The 16,624-nt window shown below is 67.1% G+C and carries 16 protein-coding genes and 2 tRNA genes; 8 read left to right on the forward strand and 10 right to left on the reverse strand.

The annotated features are described in order from the left end of the window. Positions 1-2: 2 nt before the first annotated feature. Positions 3-884, reverse strand: a complete 882-nt coding sequence (locus tag ACT3HL_RS00430) for a DUF7504 family protein (protein WP_445084841.1) — start codon at positions 882-884, stop codon at positions 3-5. 114 nt (positions 885-998) lie between these two features. On the opposite strand from ACT3HL_RS00430, the gene ACT3HL_RS00435 reads away from it, so the two are divergent. Then, on the forward strand, positions 999-1,565 hold the full coding sequence (locus tag ACT3HL_RS00435; RefSeq protein ID WP_445084842.1) for a response regulator: 567 nt from the start codon (positions 999-1,001) through the stop codon (positions 1,563-1,565). Between the two features lie 82 nt (positions 1,566-1,647). After that, positions 1,648-1,718 (forward strand) — tRNA-Gly (locus ACT3HL_RS00440). A gap of 271 nt (positions 1,719-1,989) precedes the next feature. Here ACT3HL_RS00440 and ACT3HL_RS00445 read toward each other — a convergent pair. Together ACT3HL_RS00445 and ACT3HL_RS00450 are read right to left on the reverse strand one after the other, a co-directional pair. Beyond that, positions 1,990-2,898 carry an acyltransferase gene (locus ACT3HL_RS00445; RefSeq protein WP_445084843.1) on the reverse strand — a complete coding sequence of 303 codons (909 nt, stop codon included), beginning with the start codon at positions 2,896-2,898 and terminating at the stop codon, positions 1,990-1,992. A gap of 79 nt (positions 2,899-2,977) precedes the next feature. Further along, the gene (locus ACT3HL_RS00450) at positions 2,978-3,571 is read right to left on the reverse strand and encodes an AsnC family transcriptional regulator (RefSeq protein WP_445084844.1); all 594 of its coding nucleotides are present in this window, start codon (positions 3,569-3,571) and stop codon (positions 2,978-2,980) included. Positions 3,572-3,699: 128 nt separating this feature from the next. Here ACT3HL_RS00450 and ACT3HL_RS00455 point away from each other — a divergent pair, with 128 nt between their 5' ends. Then, positions 3,700-3,903 carry a CopZ family metallochaperone gene (locus ACT3HL_RS00455; RefSeq protein ID WP_445084845.1) on the forward strand — a complete coding sequence of 68 codons (204 nt, stop codon included), beginning with the start codon at positions 3,700-3,702 and terminating at the stop codon, positions 3,901-3,903. A 19-nt stretch (positions 3,904-3,922) separates the two neighbouring features. On the opposite strand, the gene ACT3HL_RS00460 is transcribed toward ACT3HL_RS00455, so the two are convergent. Continuing rightward, entirely contained in the window at positions 3,923-4,342 is a 420-nt protein-coding gene (locus tag ACT3HL_RS00460; RefSeq protein ID WP_445084846.1) for an SHOCT domain-containing protein, read from the reverse strand. Positions 4,343-4,537: 195 nt separating this feature from the next. Here ACT3HL_RS00460 and ACT3HL_RS00465 point away from each other — a divergent pair, with 195 nt between their 5' ends. After that, entirely contained in the window at positions 4,538-6,424 is a 1,887-nt protein-coding gene (locus ACT3HL_RS00465; protein WP_445084847.1) for an SLC13 family permease, read from the forward strand. A gap of 51 nt (positions 6,425-6,475) precedes the next feature. On the opposite strand, the gene ACT3HL_RS00470 is transcribed toward ACT3HL_RS00465, so the two are convergent. The 3 genes from ACT3HL_RS00470 to ACT3HL_RS00480 form a co-directional block, all read right to left on the reverse strand. Further along, positions 6,476-6,778, reverse strand: a complete 303-nt coding sequence (locus ACT3HL_RS00470; RefSeq protein WP_445084848.1) for a DUF6360 family protein — start codon at positions 6,776-6,778, stop codon at positions 6,476-6,478. Positions 6,779-6,948: 170 nt separating this feature from the next. Beyond that, on the reverse strand, positions 6,949-8,697 hold the full coding sequence (locus tag ACT3HL_RS00475; protein ID WP_445084849.1) for a nitrite/sulfite reductase: 1,749 nt from the start codon (positions 8,695-8,697) through the stop codon (positions 6,949-6,951). A gap of 46 nt (positions 8,698-8,743) precedes the next feature. Further along, the gene (locus ACT3HL_RS00480; RefSeq protein ID WP_445084850.1) at positions 8,744-9,097 is read right to left on the reverse strand and encodes a hypothetical protein; all 354 of its coding nucleotides are present in this window, start codon (positions 9,095-9,097) and stop codon (positions 8,744-8,746) included. A gap of 218 nt (positions 9,098-9,315) precedes the next feature. Here ACT3HL_RS00480 and ACT3HL_RS00485 point away from each other — a divergent pair, with 218 nt between their 5' ends. The 3 genes from ACT3HL_RS00485 (at position 9,316) to ACT3HL_RS00495 (ending at position 10,454) form a co-directional block, all read left to right on the forward strand. Beyond that, positions 9,316-9,501 carry a hypothetical protein gene (locus ACT3HL_RS00485; RefSeq protein WP_445084851.1) on the forward strand — a complete coding sequence of 62 codons (186 nt, stop codon included), beginning with the start codon at positions 9,316-9,318 and terminating at the stop codon, positions 9,499-9,501. Beyond that, positions 9,498-9,689 carry a hypothetical protein gene (locus tag ACT3HL_RS00490; RefSeq protein ID WP_445084852.1) on the forward strand — a complete coding sequence of 64 codons (192 nt, stop codon included), beginning with the start codon at positions 9,498-9,500 and terminating at the stop codon, positions 9,687-9,689. The genes ACT3HL_RS00485 and ACT3HL_RS00490 overlap by 4 nt, the downstream gene beginning before the upstream one ends. A 69-nt stretch (positions 9,690-9,758) precedes the next feature. Next, positions 9,759-10,454: a DUF7119 family protein gene (locus ACT3HL_RS00495; protein WP_445084853.1), complete on the forward strand. Its 696-nt coding sequence runs from the start codon at positions 9,759-9,761 to the stop codon at positions 10,452-10,454. 108 nt (positions 10,455-10,562) lie between these two features. On the opposite strand, the gene ACT3HL_RS00500 is transcribed toward ACT3HL_RS00495, so the two are convergent. Then, a complete protein-coding gene (locus ACT3HL_RS00500) occupies positions 10,563-12,929 on the reverse strand; it encodes a PAS domain S-box protein (RefSeq protein ID WP_445084854.1) in 2,367 nt (788 codons plus the stop codon). Between the two features lie 263 nt (positions 12,930-13,192). Between ACT3HL_RS00500 and ACT3HL_RS00505 the strand changes: the two genes are divergently transcribed. Further along, positions 13,193-13,266 (forward strand) — tRNA-Lys (locus ACT3HL_RS00505). A 172-nt stretch (positions 13,267-13,438) separates the two neighbouring features. On the opposite strand, the gene ACT3HL_RS00510 is transcribed toward ACT3HL_RS00505, so the two are convergent. Continuing rightward, on the reverse strand, positions 13,439-15,022 hold the full coding sequence (locus ACT3HL_RS00510) for an ATP-binding protein (RefSeq protein WP_445084855.1): 1,584 nt from the start codon (positions 15,020-15,022) through the stop codon (positions 13,439-13,441). Positions 15,023-15,132: 110 nt separating this feature from the next. Beyond that, entirely contained in the window at positions 15,133-16,563 is a 1,431-nt protein-coding gene (locus tag ACT3HL_RS00515; protein WP_445084856.1) for an FAD-dependent oxidoreductase, read from the reverse strand. Positions 16,564-16,624: the final 61 nt, after the last annotated feature.

Here is a 16,624-nt window from a genome sequence, read left to right on the forward strand (position 1 = left end):
ACTCACAGGAGCGAGACGGAGCCGTCTTCGTCGAACGTGATCACCGTATCGAACAGCGACTCGAAGGACCGCACCGACTCGTCGGGGTGCTGCTCGGGGTCGAGGTGGTAGTGTGCGCGCGCGCCGGCCGCCTGCACTCGACCGCGGAGGACGTGTAGAAAACGGAACACGCGCTGGCGGTCGCCGGTGAGGCTGAGGAGGTCCGAGAGCGAGTGAAAACACACCGTCGTCTCGCCCGGCTTCTCCTCCCACTTCGTGAGCTGTTTGCTGGTGATGATGCCGATGCGGCGGAGGTCCTGCGCGTTCGTGACGGTCCGGATGTCGACCGGGCCGTCGTACTGGTCGTAGTTCGACTCCCGGTTGTAGTTCCGCACGTCGATGACCGCGGTTTCGCCGACCGGCCCGTCGAGGTAGTTTTCGAGCACCGAGAGCCGCTGACTCGGCGTCTCCGTGATCGTGATCACCAAGAGGTTGACGGGCTCGTCCGTCCGAGACGCCATCAACCGGGAGCACAGGCCCTCTTCGGAGGGGGAGTCGCCGGGGCCGGAGATGAGCACGTTCGACGCGTCGCCGATCAACTCCAGGACGGCCTCGGTCTTCGGGTCGAGCGCGGCCGCGCCGCCGGCCGTCTCGCCCCGGACGAAGTCCCACTCGCCGGCGTCCGCCTCCTCGTCACCGAGTGCTTCCTCGTCCGTCCGTCGGCCTTGGAGGGAGTCCGCGAGCTGCGACAGCGGCGTGTTCTCCTCGGAGTCGCCGGCGTCGGCATCGGCGTCCGTGGACTCGTCCGCCCGAGGGGCTCCCGCCTTGATCCGGTCTGCGAGGTCCGAAAGGGACGAAGAGGGCTCGTCGTCGGCTGCGGATGATTCCTCCTCTTCGTCGCGCATACGAAATACTGTGAGAGATATACAATAAGTCTTGACAAATTTCGAAGTCAGCGACGGAAAGGGAGTAGACTTATCACCTCGACGACCCAATAATAAGACGGTTGTACCGATAGTATGAGCGCCCATCCCCACGTCCTGATCGTCGACGACGAGCCCGATCTCGCCGACCTCTACGCGTCTTGGCTGGAGGCGGAACACATCGTCCAGACGGCCAACGACGGCACGAGCGCGCTCGAACTGCTCGATGAGTCCGTCGACGTGGTCCTTCTCGACCGCCGGATGCCCGGGATGTCCGGCGACGAGGTGCTCGAACGGATCCGCGAGCGGTATCCCGACTGTACCGTCGCGATGATCACCGCTGTCGACCCGGACTTCGACATCCTGAAGATGGGCTTCGACGCCTATCTCACGAAGCCCGTCGGACAGACTGATCTCAACGACGTCATCGACCGGCTGCTCCGCCGCTCCGAGTACACCGAGACCCTCCGTGAGTTCTTTATGAAACTCTCGAAGCGCGAGGCGCTGGAGGCCGAAAAGCCCGACTTCGAGCTCGAATCCGACGAGCGGTACCGACAGCTCGAATCGGAGATCGAGTCCCTGCGGCGCCAGTCGGAGGCGCATATGGCGGATCTCGACGGCGAGGACTTCGAGGCGCTGTTCTACCGGCTCGACGCGGTCTGAGCCCTGTTCGGTCCATTCGTCATACTTAAGTTGAGCCTGGGGCTCTGTTTCGAGTGGAGGCGGACCGGTCCGCGTGCGACGCGCGCCAGTGGTCCAGTGGCAGGACAGTGGCTTCCCAAGCCACTAGCCCGGGTTCAATTCCCGGCTGGCGCATTTTTCATCCTCGCTTCGCTCGGCAGAAAAATCCGCCAGCCGACGTCCCGCTCGCGTCGCTCGCGGGACTCCCGGCTGGCGCATTCTGTGGGGGATCATACGACAAGTGAAGGCGTTACGCCGGGAATCGGATCCGACGTCCCGCTCGCGTCGCTCGCGGGACTCCCGGCTGGCGCTCGAATTCCACCAGTCGGTGTGATTGTCTTCGGATCACCACTCGCCGGCGAACTCGACGGATGGTACCGCCCCGCTCGTCACAACGAACAGTCAGTCACTCCGGCGTGTTTGGGGCAGTCCGATCCCGCTCGAACTCGTCGAACGTGTCGAGGTCCGCAGGGAGGTCGTAGTCGAGTTTCCGCTCGGACTGACGGTTGGTGAGGCTGTCCTCGACCGGCTCGGCGACGTCCTCCCAGCCGGGTTTCACCTTCAGGCTCTTCGCGGGGATCCCGGCCGCGATATGGTGGTCCGGGACGTCGCCCTGCACGACCGAGCGCGCGCCGACGACGGCGTTCTCGCCGACGCGACACCCCGCACGCACCATCGCGTCGTAGGTGACGCGGGCGTCGTCGCCGACGATCGTGCGGTAGTTCGAGACGTCGGTCTGGTCGACGACGTCGTGGTCGTGGCTGTAGAGGTGGACGTTGTCCGAGATCGAGGCGCGATCGCCGATTTCCAGCTCGCCGCGGTCGTCGAGGTGGACGTCGTCGTGGATCACGACGTTGTCGCCGACGGAGATGTTGTGGCCGTAGGTGAACGTGATCCCCTTGAAGAACCGGCAGTCGTCGCCGCACTCCGCGAAGAGGTGCCCGGCGAGCATCTGTCGGAACCGGTGGGCGAACGCCACGTTGTCGGCCATCGGAGTGGCGTCGAACTGCCGCCAGAGCCACTGGAGGTACTTCGAGCGCTCGAACCGCGATTCGTCCTTCTCGGCGTAGTACTCCGACTCCAGCGTCGCGTTGCAGGGGTCGTACCCCTGGAGCCGGACGCGCTCGGCGGCCGAGACGTCCTCGCCGGCCTGCCAGCGGTCGTACGCCCCGCGGTCCCCGTGGAGGTCGACGAGTATCTCCGTGACGACGCGGCAGGTGTCCTCGTCCGAGGCGAGCCGCTCGTCCACTTCGTCGATGAACGACTCGACGTTCGCTTCCGCCTCCGCGGGAAGGGAGACGTTGACTTTGGTCATCGACGCCGAGTTCGACCTCCGGCGGCAAATCCGTTCGGGTGTGCGAACCGACCGACCGACCGCGTCGGATTTACGTCGCTCACGCGGCGTCGGCCTCGAACCGTTCGTATCGTTCGCGGAACTGCGCCAGACACGAGGGACAACAGAAGTGGTACCGCTCGCCGCCGAGGCGTTCGCTGCGCCCCTCGCTAGTGACGGTGTTTCCGCACTCCGCACACGACAGCGCGAACTCCGCGCCGCCGACCGCCGGCGACCACTCGACGTCGCCGACGACGGTCACCTCGTAGTCGTCGACGAGAGAGAGGTCGACGAGGCGGCCGAGCTGCGCGCGGACGGCGTCGGCGCGCAGGCGGCCGTGAAACACGACGTCGCCCTCGGCGGTGACGAAGACGTGTTCGACCGCGTCCGCCTCGAGCACGTCGTCGCGAACGTCCTCGACCGCGTCCGCGGGCAGTTCGAGCGTCACGAGGACGGGCACGCCGGCCCGGAGCTGTGAGCGGTCGATATCGACCGTGAAGCGCCGGATGACGCCCGACTCGCGGAGCCGTTCGATCCGGTCGGAGACCGCCGGCGGCGAGAGGTCGACCGCCTCGGCGATGTCGCTGTAGGGGCGGCGGCCGTCCGCGACGAGCAGTTCGAGGATTCGAACGTCGGTTTCGTCGAGCGTTGACATACCCGACGTTCGTGAGCCGGGACCAAGTCCGTTTCCCCTTCGACTTTGGTTTCGAAGCTTCTTGGGTGATCTAACTGGGAATAAAAAAACGGGAACGGACTTACTTTCCCGGGACCAAGGATACACCGATGGCTTCGACACGAACGATCTCGGTCTCGGGAATGAGCTGTGACCACTGCGAACAGACCGTCGAGGACGCCCTCCTGTCGGTTCCGGGTGTGGAGTCGGTGACGGTCGATCGCGAGTCCGGGTCGGCGACCGTCGCGGGCGACGCCGACGTCTCGTCGCTCGTCGCCGCGGTCGACGACGCGGGCTACGAGGCGTCGGCGTAGCGGTCGAGCGGTCCCCACGCTACTCTCTTCGGAGTCGTTCCCGGCGTCGCTCGTACTCCTCCTCGGAGATGTCGCCGCGGGCGTAGGCGCCTCGTAGCTCTTCCATCGCCGGATCCCGTCGATCGGCTGTCTCACCTCGGTCGCCCGAGGCTGCGCGGTAGAGCACGTAGCCGCCGCCGACGAGAGTCACGAGCAGCAGTAGCCGCCACAGCAGTACGACGACCCACCAGACGGTTCCGCCGCCCCCGCCGTCGTGCATCGGCCCCCACATCCCGCCGTCGTACATCGGCCTCCACATCCCGCCGTCGTACATCGGCCCCCACATCCCGCCGGCCCACGCCCCGCCGGACATTCCGAACAGGAGCGGGCCGGCGAGCAGGAGCACACCGAGAACGACGAGCGCGCCGACGAGCCACTGGATCGCGTCTCTCTCTGGCATAGCCATCACCGTTCGTTGCTACGGGGCGCTCCCTTACTTCGGTTCGCACTTCGAAATCGACTGTTTCTCGGATTGAGAGTTCGGTTTCGAAGGTGCTTTCGAGCGGCCAGTCACCGGTTGCGACGTCCGCGGCGACTCCGGACCGCGGCGGTGACCACGAAACGTATATCCGCCACGGACACACTCGAAGTGAGTATGCCGCTTTTCGGGATCCCGGGCGTGGCGGTCGTCTTCGCGCTGGTCGTTCTCGCTCTCGTCGCGTTCGTCACGGAGGTGGTCCCGAGCGACGTCACCGCGATCGGGATCATCGCCGCGCTCGTGATTCTCGAACCGTGGACCGGCGTCGGGCCGCGGGCCGCTATCTCCGGGTTCGCGAACCCCGCGACCGTCACGATCATCGCGATGTATATGCTCAGCGCCGGCATCCAAGAGACGGGGCTGATCAAGCGTCTCGGCGCGGTACTCGCTGACCTCGTCGACGGGAGCGAGTACCGCGCGCTCGTCGCGACAGTCGGGACCACGGGGCCCATCGCGGGCGTCATCAACAACACGCCGGTGGTCGCCATCTTCATCCCAATGATCACGGACTTGGCCGAGCGGACGAACACGAGTCCCTCGAAGCTCCTCTTGCCGCTGTCTTACGCCGCGATCCTCGGCGGGACGCTCACGCTCATTGGGACCTCGACGAACATCCTCGCGAGCGACTTCGCTCGCCTGCTCATCGACGGCCGCGACGGCATCGGGATGTTCGAGTTCACCGGTCTCGGGGTCGTGCTGCTGCTCGTCGGGACGGCGTACCTCCTGACGGTCGGGCGGTGGCTCACTCCCGCTCGAATCCCTGTCGACGCCGACCGCGTCGCGGAGTTCGACCTGTCCGACCACCTCGCGTTCGTCCGCGTGAAAGCGGACTCGGCGGCTGTCGGAGCGTCGCTCAACGCCTTCGACGCGGGCTACCCGGAGATCCGCGTCCTCCAGCTTCGCCGCGATGGGAACGCGCAGGCGGGACCGCACGCGAGGACGCCGATCGAGGCGGGCGACGTACTCGTCGTTCACGGCTCGCTTCAGGCCGTCAACCGGTTCCGAGAGGACGCGGATGTGAGCCACCTCGTCCGGGAACCCGTCACCGAGGACACCTTCGAATCGTCGGCGACGGACGGGACCTTGGCTCGGGCGGTTGTCCCCGATCACTCACGCTACGTGGACGAGACCGTCGCGGAGACGGGACTCGAGGAGTACCACCGGACGACGGTGCTGGCGGTCCGTCGCGCCGGCGAACTGCGCCGAACGGAGCTCAGTGAGCTGACGCTGCAGGCCGGCGACCTGCTCTTGGTTCGGACCACGCCGGCGTCGATCGGGTACTTCGCCGACACGGGCGATCTCGTCGTCGTCGACGAGCCCTCGGAGCCGCCTCGGGACGGCGAACGGGAGGCCGACTCTGACGACGAGCGCGGGGTCGCCTCCGACGACGGCGGTACCGCGCGGCCACCGGTCGCACCGAACGCCCCGATCGCGGTCGGGATCCTCCTCGGCGTCGTCGCGGTCGCGGCGTTGGATCTCCTGCCGATCGTGATCGCCGCGCTCGGCGGTGTCGTGGCGATGGTCCTGACGGGCTGTCTCACGACCGCGGACGCCTACGACGCCGTCTCTTGGAACATCGTCTTCCTCCTTGCGGGGGTCATCCCGCTCGGGCTCGCGCTCGATTCGACCGGCGGCGCCGCGCTGCTGGCCGAACTGCTCGTCGCGACCGGGGACGTCCTGCCGCTCGTGGCCGTTATGTTCGTCCTCTACGTGGCCGTCGGGCTGCTCGCGAGCGTCATCACTCCGGTCGCGACCGTCGTCCTCGCGATCCCCGTCGCGGTCGACGCGGCCGCCCGCCTCGGCGCGAACGAGTTCTCGTTCCTGCTGGCGGCGATGTTCGCCTCCGCGACCTCGTTCGTGACGCCCGTCGGCTACCAGACGAACCTGATGGTGTACGGCCCCGGCGGCTACGAGTTCGCCGACTTCGTCCGCGTCGGTGGGCCGCTCCAGTTGCTCCTCTCGGTGGTCGCGACCGTCGGAATCGTTACGATCTGGGGGCTGTGATCGCTATCGGCGGCGCTCGCAGCGCGCGGTCGGAACCGATGCTCGCCCGCGTCACTCGTTCGAGTCGGCAGCCTCGTCGGCGTTCGCCTCGACCTTCTCTGCGTGCGACCGCAGCGCGTCCGCGAGTGTCCGCGCCTCCGCCGCCGAGAGCGTCACCTCGTCCGCGTGGGCGGGAAGGGACTCAAGGTGAGCGTTGTCGAGCTCGAGCTGGAGCGTCACGTGATCGGGGTTCTCCCTCGGGGACGTGACGTTCAACACGCCGACCGCCTCGTCCTCGAAGTCGTGTCCGCGAGCCGCCGCATCGACGAGATCGAGCGTCGTGTAGGCGTTCACCCTGAGTAGTCGGTTAGGCATTGGGTATCTCTCGCACGGCCGGGAGTAAGTCGGTGTCGCCTCCGAAGAGCGGTTCCGCGCCGGGAATCGAACGTCCTGCGTCGCGGCTCATACTGATTGTTCCCGTCTCGTCGCGGTGACCGCCGTCAACCGGGTGGACGCTCACCGGTACACAGACAGAACGATACGTATCAGTCGTCCCCGGGCGTCGGTGGCGCCGCGTCCATCGAGTCGTCCGCCGCGTAGGGGTACCACGTCAGCTTCGTGTTGTGCATCATCGGGTCCTCGTAGTCCGTCTCCTCGGGCTCGACGAACGCGTCGAGTTCCTCGTCGTCGTGGCGGGCGACGAACGCGCGGAAGGACTCGCCCTCCTCGCGCTCGGCGGCGAAGGACTCGATCAGGTTCGCGATGGCTCCGGGGACCTCGTCGACGGGGACGCGCTGGGTCACCCAGCGCGCGAACTGCGGCTCGTCTCCGAGTCCCCCGCCGAGGCCGATATCGAGCGCCTCGACGGCCTCGCCGTCCTTTCTCGTTTTCATCCCGCGGAGGCTCACGTCGGCGATCTGCGGCTGTGCACAGGAGGCCGTACAGCCCGAGAGGTGGACGTGGAACTCATCGACGCCCTCCGGGAGGTCGACGTTCTGCTTCAGCCAGCGCGCGAAGCGCACCTGCCGGTTCTTCGTCTCGACGATCGAGAGCGAACAGAACTCCGTGCCCGTACAGGCGACGGAGCCGCGCATGAACGGCGAGGGATCCGGCGAGTAGTGTTCGAGGAGGTCCTCCGCGAGGAAATCGTCGAGTTCGGACTCGGGGACGTCGGTCACGATGACGTTCTGTCGCTGGGAGAGCCGCACTTCGCCGGAGCCGTACTCCTCGGCGAGATCCGCGAGCTCGAGGACCTCCTCGGCGCCCATCCGGCCGACGAGGACGTTCAGCCCGACGAAGTACCGCCCGTCTTTCTGTTCGTGAACGCCGACGAGGTCGTTCCGCTCGCCCGCGCCGGTGTTGTAGGTGTACTCCTCGCGGACGTCGCGGCCGGCGGTGTGAAGCTCGAAGTCGACGTACTCCGATTGGAGCGTCTCGCGGACCTTCTCTGCGCCCCACTCGTCGACGAGGAACTTGACGCGGGCGTTGTAGCGGTCCTCGCGGTCGCCGTAGTCGCGGAAGAGCGCCGAGATGCCGCCCGCGACCGCGGAGACGTTCTCCGGGCTGACCCACACGTCGATGTCGCGGGCGAAGCGCGGCTCGTTGCGCGAGAGACCGCCGCCGACGCGGACGTTGAAGCCGACGACGTCCTCGCCCGCGACCTCCTTGTACGCCGGCTCGAAGGCGAGGTCGTTGATGTCGCCCTGCCCTGAGCCGTCGGCGGAGCCCGTCACGGAGACCTTCCACTTCCGCGGGAGGTTCGAGTGGTCCTCGTTGCCCTTGAACGTCTCGTTGAGCTCGCGGATGACCGGCCAGGCGTCGATGACCTCCTGACCGTCCTTGCCGGCGACGGGGTTGCCGACAATGTTCCGCCAGGAGTCGCCGCAGGCCTGCTGGGTGGACAGCCCGTTCTCCTCCATCTTCTCGAAGATCGCCGGAACGTCGGAGAGCTCGATCCAGTGGAGCTGAATCGCCTGTCGGGTGGTGTAGTCGGCGTAGGCGTCGCCGAAGATCGGATTCGTCCCCGGGCCCCGCGCGTACTCGTCGGCGATCTCGCCGACGACGCGGAGCTGTCCCGGTTCCAGCAACCCGTTCGGCGTCCCGATCCGCATCATGAAGTACCCCTCTTGCCCGTTCCGCTGGTGGTACAGTCCCCACCACTTGAAGCGCTCGAACCACGCGTCGCGCTCGTCGTCGGGGATGGTCTCGAAGCCCTCCTCCGCGAACCGGAAGAGGTGCTCTCGGATCTCGTTTCCGTACACCTCGGATTTCCACTGCTCGACGTCCGTTGGCATCCTTATCAGGTACAGTGTCCCCACCTTCAAAGAGGAACGCGTGCCGTCAACCCTTCCCGCTGCTCCCGCTCTCAGGCGAGTATTTCCGGTTCTTCGCGCCGCGCGTGCGGAGCACGCCCTCGCGCCCGCGATCGACGTATTCGCCGTCGACGATCCGACCCACGGGGACCCAGTCAGTCGTCGATTTCGCCCCGCAGGCGATGCACTGGCCGTAGACGCGCACCTCGACGGACCGGCCGTCGACGCCCACTTCTTGGAAGTTCTCGACGACCAGATCGGCGAGGTCACAGTCGCAGAACGCCGACGCGTCGAGCCGCCAGAGCTCGCTCACGCTCACCCGCCGCTCGTCGTCGACAGAGAGCCACGCGCCGTCGTCGAGGATGCGCAGTCGAGTCGTCACACGCCCCCGTACGCGCTCGAAGGACCACTCTTTGACGACGGTCACAACGGTCGTCGCTGTCGGTGACGCCGACGGGGCGAGAGATCCCGTCGCAGTCGTTCGATTCGCCGTCGAACACGGCGTCGTAGATGCCGGAACGGAATTCCGGTATCCGGGAGTAGGGGTCCGATTTACTCCGGAAGCGTCGCTTATGCGGGACGGGGTCTTACGGAGGATCGATGACCGATCCGGTCCCCACAGACGAACGCGCATCGACCGATCGCACCCCGACCGGCCGGCGGCAACACGCCTCGGTGGACGTCGCTCCCGAACTCTACGACGCGGGTGCGGCCGAGCCGAAGTCCGCCGAGAGCACAGCACAGCGCGCCGGAACCGACCGCACTCCCGCCACGGATCTCCGATGAGCCTCACGATGGACGCCGAAGACGACGACCGAGCCGAACCGACCGACGAGCGGGCCGAACCGACCGACGAGCGGGCCGAACCGACCGACGACCGCGACGATGCGTCGTACGGCCACCTCGACGATCTCGCCGACGGGGCGGGCTGCACCGAGATCTGGGAGCACCTCTCGGACAGCCGCGAGGAGTAGCGCCGGACGTCCGCCCCGTCTGCCGCAGGGAGAGCCTTTTAATGGCGGACTCGCTACGTGGATGCGAAGATGACTGACGACGCCCCCGGTCGCGGTCGACGACTGCCCGCCGACCGCGAAGAGCCCGTGGGCGCGCCCGTCGTCCGCGCGGACCCCGCCGTCACGGGCGAGCGCGCCGAGCGGGCGGTCGGGTTCGACCCGGACGACCCCGAGAGCGTCGCCGAGGCCGCCGAAACCGTCCGGGCGTTCTCGGAGAACACCGTCGGCGCCGCCGACAACGTGTATATGCTCCGCGGCGCGGCCGCCTGTGCGGCGCTCGTCAGGGGCGTCGGCTCCTACAAGGAGGCCGTCGAGCGCGCCGGCGGCGACGTCTCCGTCTCGTTCGTCCGCAAGTGGGCGCGCGTTCACGACCTCCCGCAGGCGATCCGCCGGCACGTCGCCCGGGGGGACATCGCGCCGACGGCCGCAAAGCACATCGCCCGCGTCTCCGGCGTCGATCGGTTCGACCTCGCGTGGGCCGTCGTCGACGCGGATCTCACGGTGCGCCAGGTCCGGCGGATCGCGAGCGAGATCGACGGGGAGACGACCGCCGTCGACGCGCTCGCCGCCCGTGGGATCGAACTCGGTCGGCTCGAAGTGTCGCTTCCGATCGACGTTTACCGGGAGCTTCGGCGTCGCGCCTCCCTCGAGAACTGTGACCCCGGCGACATCGTCGCGGAGGCGCTCGAAGCGCACTTTGCGGACGCGTCAGTCTCCGACGAGTGACCCCTGTGACGCGTCTGTCGCCCGCGAGTGACCACGGTATCGACCGCGAGTGACTTCGGCGCGGGTTCCCGAGCGACCTCGGCGCGGGTCCCCGAGCCGTTCGGTCGGTCAGTCGTTCCGGCGCGTCTCACTCGACGGCTTCGCCGACGACGCCGTGGCGTCTGCGCGGTTGGATCGGCTGTCCGCCGCCTCTGCTGTCGGATCGGCGTCTGAGACGGCGGCGTCCGTCGCCTCGTCTCCGCCCGTCCCGTCCGGCACCGGGAGGTGAAGCTCGACGATCGCCCCGATCGCGTCGCCGTCGGTCCCTACGCCGTTTTTCGCCGCGCTCGTCCCGGATCCGTCCGGCGCGGGCGACGCGAAGCGAAGCGATCCACCGGAGCGCTTCGCCGCGTGATAGACGAACTGCAGACCCAGCCCGGAGCCGTGAAACAGCTGCGTGATGTCCGTCACTCCCTGTGCGGCCTTCCGTTCCATCTCGGGGATCCCGGGCCCCGTGTCGGTGATGGTGACGACGATTCGCTCGCCCTCGCGGGCGACCGCGACAGACACCCGCGGCGACTCCTCGGCGTGGATGATCGCGTTCTCGATCAGCTCCGAGATCGCCTCGCGGATCTCCGGGATCGCTTGGACCTCGAACGGTTCGGGGCAGTCGACTGAGATGTCGTGGTCGGGGTGGGCCTCCCGGCGCTCTGTGACGATCTCCTCGAGGAGTGCACAGACCTCGACTCGCTGGCGGACCGAGCCGCCGGTCAGTAGGTCGACGATCCGCCGCTCCTTGTCGGCGAGCGAGACCAGTTCCTCGCCGGTCTCTCGGATCTTCCGGGCGGAGCGTTGGGTCGTGTTCGTCCCCGACTCGAGAATCTCCGCGTGGCCGAGGATCAGGTTCATCTTGTTGTAGAGGTTGTGTCTGAGCACGCGATCGAGGACGTGTAGCTGGTGCTCGCGCTCGGCCTGTTCGGTGATGTCCCGACAGATGGCGACGGTGCCGTCGACGCTGCCGTCCTCGTCGTAGTGGGGGTAGCGGGTCGTCACGAACGAGTGCTTGCCCTTCGTCGGGAACACCGGATCGACCTCGTAGGTGATCGTCTGTTCCCGTTCCAGTACGTGCGACTTCCGCCGCTGGATCTCTTGTGCCGCGGTATCGTTCATAAACGCGCGCTCGTCGAGGCCGATCAGCTGGTCTTTGGGTATCCCGGCGTACTCGGCGACCGCGTCGTTCACGACATCGAAGGTCCCGTCGCGCCCCTGGAGCATAATGGGGTCCTCGAGCCGGTGGACGATCTCGCGGAACGTCTCGAGCTGTTCTTTCGTGTGGACCTGCTCTGTGACGTCAGTCTGAATGGCGACGAACCCCTCGACGGCGCCGTCGTCGCCGACGATCGGCGCGATGGTCTCGGAGGCGTGGTAGTGTTCGCCCGACTTCCGCGCGTTGACGATCGGCTGTGACCACACCTCGCCGCCGAGGACCGTGCTCCAGAGGTTGGTGTAGTATTCGGGGTCCATCTCGCCGGATTTGAGGATCGAGGGGTCCCGCCCGACCGCCTCGGCGGCGTCGTAGCCGGTGATCGACTCGAACGCGGGATTGACGTACGTGATCTCCCCGTTTCGCTTCGTGATGAATATCGCGTGGCCGGCGGCCTCGACCGCCCGCTTGAAGCGACGTGTCTCCTCCTCCCGATGCTTTCGCGGCGTGACGTCCTGAAACGAGCCGATGACGCCCGTGACGTCGCCGTCCTCGACGGTCGGCTCCCCGCGGGAGCGGACCCATCGCACCTCGCCGTCGGCCCGACGGAGCCGATAGGTCGAATCGAACGGCTCGCCGTCCAGCGCGTTCTCGATGTCGTCGCGGACGGCGCCTCTGTCTGCCGGGAGGTAAAACCCGATGGACTCGTCGACCGTCGGCTCGAACGACTCATCGACGCCGTGGAGCCGGTAGGTCTCGGCGGTCCACTCGACCTCCCGTCGTCCCGCGTCGACTTTCCAGCCGCCGACGTCAGCGAGCGCGGACGTCTGCGCGAGGAGGCTACAGCGCTCTTCGAGCAACTGCTCTCGTTCGGTCGCTTCGATCGCGGTCTCGACCGCGTCCACGAGGAGGGAGCGCTCGTCGGTGTCGATCGACCGCGGAAGGTACCGGACCGAGCCGCGGTCGGTCGAGCTGCGGGCGAGTTCCGGGTCCGCCGTCCCGGGGTACAGAATCAGCGCGCTGTGTGGTGCGGCGTCGCGGACGGCCTCGACGGATGCGGTGTCGCCGGCTGTGTCCGTCGCATCGGACACTGAATCCGGGGCCGGCGCGGCGGTCTCCCCCGCCCAGACGATACAGTCCGCAGCGGACGCAGACACCGTCCCCCGCCACTCTGTCGGGGACGGCGTGATCACTCGCACGTCTGACGCGGCGCTCTCTAGCGCCGCGCGGATCGACGACTCCAATTCGGTGTCGGCGGCGAGGACCACGACCGCGGCAGATCGACCGGTCATTCCGCACCGCGTCGCCCGCGCAGCGCCGGCTGCTGTGGGTACAGGGGGGGACTCTTCCCCAATTTAATACAGATCACACTACTTACGAACGCTTTCGCCGGAGAGTATTTATGTTCTTTTGACAGTGATCAGGACTGATAACGTCGACTTGCTGTCTCGATGCCCGCGTCTAGTCGTCGGGTTACAAATACAAATAGTGGATAACATCCCGATGATATCCGAGAGTAAACGCTTATCACGGCCGACCAGCTATCAATCGGTGCGGGCCGGTAGCTCAGTTCGGCAGAGCGTCTGGCTTTTAACCAGACGGTCGGGGGTTCAAGTCCCTCCCGGCCCGTGAGAACCCGACGAGCGGAGCGAGTCGTGGTTGGTGAGACGTCGGGGGGGCTTGAATCAGGGAGCGGAGAGACCGTGGTTCAAGTCCCTCCCGGCCCGTGAGAACCCGACGAGTGGAGCGAGTCGAACCGAGGTAAGTACCGATATGCCGGTTGGTATTCTGGGGCCTCGTGTCAACCGGTGTCTCCGGCACCCTGTCTCAGTCGCTCACCGAACCGGGTCATCCTCGGGGTGAGGTATCGGTATCCCAACGCAGTGAGTACGCCGAGCGTGATACCCCATACGAGGTGGTTCAGGAGCAGTGGGACCGATACGTTCGGAATCTGTGCCGAGACGCCCAGCAGTCGTAACCAGACCGGAGCTATCATCCCGGCGGCAACGGCCCACAGACAGAGCGCCCACGCGATAGCGACCGTCACGTAGGCACCGACGCTGTTTTGGTACCGCGCCGGTGTGACGGAGACGATCCCGGAGAACATGAACCCGAAGACGACGCTGTGGAACTGGTGCGTGAGCCAGCCGACGGTCACGTTCTCGATCCCGTAGAAGACGCCGATCGCCGCGATAGACCCGCCGAGTTGCGACCCCGCGACGCCGTATGCGACGCCGGCGACCAGCGCCGCCCCGAGAGTGACCAACAGGTGGGGGGCCGCGGGACGAACGCCGGTCAGTCGCGTCCGACTCGGCTCGAAGCCGAGGCTTCGCTTCGCGGTTAACGGGAGGACGACAGTGATCGTCGTTCCGTCCTCCCCCACGTCGGTCTCGATGGCTCCTCCGACACTCTCGATGAGTAACCTGACGATGTTGAGCCCGAAGCCGGACCCGGGATCGTCGAACTCCTGAATCTCGCCCTCCTCGAGGATTCGGCGCTGAGTCTCGGGCAGCCCGGCCCCGTTGTCGCTCACGCTGACGCGGGCGCTGGTCGTCGTCGTCGCCGTCGAAACCTCCACGGCGGGATCGGTCGTCGGTGCGTGGACGATCGCGTTCTCGAGTAGGTGTCCGAAGACGTGATTGAGCCGTTCGGTCGCACGCACAGTGATCTCTCGATCGTGGATATCGAGGGAGACGGTGGCGTTCGGGTGGTTCTCTCGCGTCTCCGCTATGCTCTCTCTGAGACACTCCCCGAGGTCGACCGGGACGCTGTCTGTCTCCGCCCCGATGCGTTTCGTGAGGTATCTCACCTCGTCGATCGTCTCGTCGATGGTGTCCGCACGCTCTTTGATGATCGTCTCAGCGTCGAGGTTCTCAGCCGCGCTCATCGACGCGTATCCCCGAATCACGCTCACGGAATTGAGCACTTCGTGGCGGAGCAACCGATTGAGCACTTCGAGGCGGTACGTTTGGTGTCGGAGCTCGGAGCGCTGCTCGCGATTGCGCGCGGCGTACAACCCAATCAGGGTTCCGCCGGCGCTCCCACCGATCAGGAAGTTCGAGAGGTAGGTCTGTGACCGAACCGTACTGAAGTCGGGGAAGCCGCCCGGCGATGTTCCGAAGAGCGTGAGCACAACGAGAACGAACATCCCCCCGGCACCGATACAACACCAGCGCGCGGTCGTCCGGACCAGCGACGCCTCGACGTCGACGACGGTCAGCGCGACGCCGAAGGCGGCCAACCCGAGACCGAGCGACAGCGGGACGACGCCCGCGAGGTAGAACCGGACCGGCGTTTCGTAGATACTGAGGGTGACGGTGAACCGTGTGAGGAAAAACCCGAGCCCAGCGATAACGAGGCCGCTGTAGTTCACCTGCGTGGCCATTGACTACACTGGTAAGCCATATTAAATAAACCTTGGCTGAAAAGGAGACGAGCGACGTCGTCTACCGCAGTGTACCTGCGCTCTTGCCGGACAGCGAAGAGGCTCGCAGCTCAGTCAAGCGACCCGTTCAGCACCTTCGCGGCGACGAGTACGGGATCCCACACGGGGCTGAACGGCGGCGCGTAGCCCAGATCCTGTCGCTCGAGTTCCGCGACGGACATCTCCCCGCCGAGCGCCGTCGCGACCGTGTCGATCCGGACCGCGGCGCGGTCGGTGCCGACGATGCTGCCGCCGAGAAGCCGCCCCGTGTCGCGGTCGGCGACGAGCGTGACCGTCGTTTCGGCCGCGCCGGGGTAATAGCCCGAGCGCGACCCCGCGGTGATCGTCTTCGAGACGGGATCGAACCCGGCCTCGCGGGCGCGGTCGTGATCGAGGATGCCCGTCCTGCCGCACCCGAGGTCGAACGCCTTCACCATCGCCGTGTTCGCCACGGCCCCGGTCGGTGTCGGATCGCCCGCGACCGTCGCGCCGATGGCCCGGCCGGCCCGGTTCGCCGGCAGGCCGAGCGGGTCCCACGTCGGGTCGCCGGTGACCGTCTGCGGCATCTCCGCGACGTCGCCCGCGGCGAAGATGCCGTCGACGTTCGTCTCCCCGTAGGCGTCGGTGGCGACGGCCCCCGAGCCGCCGAGTTCGACCGGCGTGCCCTCGAGGAGCCCCGTGTTCGGTCGGATGCCGATGCCGACGAGCGCGGCGTCGACCGCGAGTTCGGCTCCGCTCTCGCAGACGAGACCGGCGACGCGGCCGTCGTCGCCCCGGAGGCGGACGACTTCCTCCCCGAGGTGAAGCGTCACGCCGGCCTCGCGGAGCGCTCTCGCGACTTCCTCGCCGACCGTCTCGCCGAACCCCGGAACGAGCAGCTCGGACCGCTGGAAGACGTGAACGTCCAGTCCCCACGCCTCGAACGCCTCGGCCATCTCGACGCCGACGTAGCCGCCGCCGACGACCGCGACCGTCTCCGGTGGGGTCAGCTCGCCGTACCTGAGGACGGCCGGTTCGTCGAGGGCGTCGCCGCCGCCGAGATCCGCGACGTCGAACGCCGCCGGCGGGGTCAGATACGCCCGAATCGCGGCCGCGTGATCGAGGCCGTGGAGGGTGAAGACGCCGTCGAGCGACGCGCCCTCGATCGGATCGGAGACGGCGCGTGCGCCCGTCGCGATCAGTAGATCGCCGTAGGGCTGCTCGAACGTCGTGTCCTCGGATTCGACGGTGACTGTCTCGGCGTCGGCGTCGACCGCGACGACCTCGTGACCGCGCCGGAGATCGATTCCGCGCTCCTCGGCCTCGTCGGGCGACAGCGAGAGCAACTGGTCGAGCCGATCGACCTCGCCCTTCACGAAGTACGGCGTCCCGCAGTGGGCGTAGGAGATCCACTCGCCCTTCTCGAAGACGACGACGTCGCGCTCGGGATCGGTCCGTCGACACTTGCTCGCCGCCGAGAGTCCCGCGGCGTCACCGCCAACGACGACAAAAGGATCCGACATACCGCCACCTGCGGTCGCCGGCGATAGATAGCTTTCGCCGGACGGCGTCGCTCGCGCACGA

Source organism: Halobellus sp. GM3, from assembly GCF_052545375.1.